The sequence below is a fragment of the Trichloromonas sp. genome (assembly GCF_034006665.1).
GTDB lineage: Bacteria > Desulfobacterota > Desulfuromonadia > Desulfuromonadales > Trichloromonadaceae > Trichloromonas.
On sequence record NZ_JAVESI010000094.1, the window covers coordinates 1 to 2,644 of the forward strand.

Annotated in this window: 2 protein-coding genes; both read right to left on the reverse strand. The window is 57.1% G+C overall.

Going from position 1 to position 2,644, the window contains the following annotated elements:
- Positions 1-118: 118 nt before the first annotated feature.
- The gene (istB, locus tag RBR25_RS17600; protein ID WP_432820847.1) at positions 119-862 is read right to left on the reverse strand and encodes an IS21-like element helper ATPase IstB; all 744 of its coding nucleotides are present in this window, start codon (positions 860-862) and stop codon (positions 119-121) included.
- Positions 863-871: 9 nt separating this feature from the next.
- A complete protein-coding gene (istA, locus tag RBR25_RS17605) occupies positions 872-2,392 on the reverse strand; it encodes an IS21 family transposase (protein WP_432820848.1) in 1,521 nt (506 codons plus the stop codon).
- Positions 2,393-2,644 lie beyond the last annotated feature (252 nt).

Below are 2,644 nucleotides of genomic sequence, written 5' to 3' on the forward strand. Positions count from 1 at the left end.
TGCGTATTCCGGTGAAAGTGGACCAGTGATTCCGTTTTAAACTGGGCCATTGATACCGGCGCAAAGTGAGCCACCCTTCGGAGCGAAGCGACGCTGGAGTCTTTTTGTAAATCAGCTGTCAGTTTTGGTCAAGCGAGATGGCGTGTTTTCGCATCGATTCTCCCTTCAGTTCAATTTTGTGGGCGTTATGCACAATCCGGTCGAGAATAGCATCCGCCAAGGTTGGATCGCCGATCGCTTCATGCCAGGATGAGACCGGTAACTGACTGGTGACAATGGTTGGCCGTTTGCCGTAGCGATCTTCCAGCAGTTCCAGAAGATCGCGGCGTTGCGGGTCCGTCATGGGCGTTAAGCCCCAATCATCCAAGATCAGCAGGTCGGTTTTGGCGTAGCCGAGCATCAATTTGCCGTAGCGCCCGTCGGCCTTGGCCAGGCGCAGTTCCTCGAACAGGCGCGGCAACCGCAGGTAGAGAGCTGAGTAGCCTTCGAGGCAGGCCTTGTGCCCCAGAGCGCAGGCCAGATAGCTTTTGCCGACGCCGGTAGGACCGCAGATTAGTACATTGATTCCGCGAGCAATCCATGTACAAGCGGCCAGACTCAGGATCAGCGTCTTATCCAGTCCCCTGGCGGCCTTGAAGTCAAGATCCTCGATGCAGCAGGAATGCCTGAGTTTGGCTTTTTTCAGCCGGGTGTCCAGATGACGGTTCTCCCGTTCCGTCACTTCCCGGTCGATCAGCAAGCCGAGCCGTTCCTCGAAGCCGAGGCTGTGAATATCCGGCATCTGCTGCTGTTCACCCAAGGCTTTGAGCATGCCGAACAGACGCAGGACTCGTAGTTTTTCCAGTGTGGGATGGTGCAACATCGTGATCTCCTAGTGGTAGTAATGGCCGCCGCGAATGTTGTCATGAGCAATCGGTTCGCTGGTCGGCAGGGTTTGTTGTCGGGGTTGCTGATCAAGACCGGTTGAAAGGATCGACTTGACACTTTTATAACGGGCCGCTCCTCCGTCCAGAGCCAGGTCGCAGGCTGCTTCCAGGCGCTCTGGCGTATAGACTTTCGCCAAGCGCATCAGCCCCATGGCCGAACGGAAAGCCTGTTGGGCATGCTGCCGCGAGGCGAGGAGCTCTTTGGTCATGGCCGCCGTTCGAGGTCCGGTCTTCGCTGCCCAGCGGATCAGACGGTCCGGCGTCCAGTCGGCATAATCCTGATGGCCTTTGGGCATATGGGATGGCACGGTGGAATGGCGGCCTTTCTCGAAGGAACGCACATGGGAGGCGACCCGTTTGCGCTGCTGAAAACATTCGATGCTGTTTGCCGTGATTCGCGCATCAAGTTGCTTGCCCCGCAGTGGGTAGGGAACCGAGTAATAATGACCGTCGATTTCGACGTGGTAATCGATGCCGACCCGCACCTTCTTCCACTGTGAGAAAGTGTAGCCGTCCGCCGGCAAGGGCTTCAACGCCGGCCGATCGAGAGACTCGAAGGCTTCTTTACGCGAGCCGGGCAGTTTCTTGAAGGGGCGACTGTTCAGATCAATAAGCAGATTGCGGATCGCGGCATTGGCTTCGGCGAGACTGAAGAAGGTCTGGTTGCGCAACCGCGCCAGAATCCACCGTTCCACGATCTGCACGCCGACCTCGGCTTTGGATTTATCTTTCGGTTTACGGACCCGGGCCGGAATGACAGCGGTCCCATAATGTTCGGCAAGATCCTGATAGCTGGGATTAAGGTCCGGTTCATAGCGGCAGGGCTTGCTCACCGCACTCTTGAGATTGTCCGGGATGACGATCTCCGGAACACCACCAAAGAACTCAAAAGCGCGGCGGTGAGACCCGAGCCAGTCCGACAGATTCTGGCTGAGCGTCACTTCGGCGAAGGTGTAGTTGCTGGCGCCCAGAACCGCGACAAAGATCTGGGCCTCGGCGATCTCACCGGTGTGCGGATTGGTGAGCGGCAGGGTGTGTCCGGCGTAATCGACAAACAGTTTCTCGCCTGCTCTATGGATCTGCCGCATGGAGAGTTTCAACTTGCGTGCCCAGCGGCGATACAGTTCGCAAAAATGGCTGTAACGATAACCCTGCGGATGCTCGGCCTGGTACTCCTCCCAGAGCAGCATCAGGGTTACCCCTTTGCGTTTCAGTTCCGTGTGAAGATAGGCACAATCCGGCGTCGTGCGACCGGTTGCTGAAATCAGAACCGTGGGCGGGAAGAGTTGATTATAGAGCTGCTGGTCCGTCAGGGATTCCGGCAACGGCCAGCTCAGTCCGGCGGCATCGGCACGGCGCAGGTAATCGCCGACCGTGGTACGAGATATGGCCAGACAGCGGGCAATGGGACGTTGCCCCAGCCCACCGTCAAAGTGAAGACGGAGAGTTTCTCTGATTTTGCGCATGGATAACCTCGTGTTTGCCAACGATGCACCTCCTGGAAAATTGAATTTCCAAGGTTGTACACCAGGTTATCCAGCGTCGCGGTTGATTCCGGAGGAATCTGGCCCACCGATTCCGTTTAACAGGAAAAAGTGGTCCAGTTTAGATCAGAATCGGTGGCCCAGTTTACAGCGGAATGCCTGGTCCAGTTGGCTCCGGAACGGGTGGCCCAGTTTGCAGCGGAATTGGTGGTCGGATGCTGCCGGAATCCGCAC

Bases quoted from the DNA above. Each gene is read 5' to 3' on its own strand.
- istB (WP_432820847.1), bottom strand. From the start codon at position 862: ATGTTGCACCATCCCACACTGGAAAAACTACGAGTCCTGCGTCTGTTC.
- istA (WP_432820848.1), bottom strand. From the start codon at position 2,392: ATGCGCAAAATCAGAGAAACTCTCCGTCTTCACTTTGACGGTGGGCTG.